A 390-nucleotide genomic window follows, 5' to 3' on the forward strand; every position below is an offset into this window, starting at 1 on the left:
ATCGCCGCGACAATCGCGACATAGCCGACCACGCTGCTCAGCAGCACGGCAAGACGCGGCACGCGCGAAGGCGTGAGGCGCAGCAGTGCGCGTGGCGCATCGCCTCGTCCGGCGAGCCGGAACAGAATGCGCGACGACACGTACAGCCCCGAATTCAGCGCGGAAAGCACGGCGACCAGCACGATCGCGGCGAGCACCACGCTCGGCAGGTTCTTCAGCAGTTCGGTGAGGAACATCAGGCTCAGTCCGATCGTGACCGAGGCGAACACCAGCGCGAGCGGTGTCTTCGCGCCCGCCTTGTCGTTGACGGACGATTGCGACAGGCCGCCTGCCACCGGGTAGCCCTGGAACAGGCCCGCCGCGAGATTGCCCGCGCCGAGCCCGAGCAGT

Annotated in this window: 1 protein-coding gene; it reads right to left on the minus strand. The window is 67.9% G+C overall.

Translation table 11 applies throughout. The annotated features are described in order from the left end of the window. Window positions 1-390 (minus strand): SulP family inorganic anion transporter (locus AC5ZFO_RS48335; RefSeq protein WP_496124314.1); only part of this gene is annotated, 390 nt, incomplete at both ends.

Source organism: Bradyrhizobium sp. Unk1 (assembly GCF_059512345.1).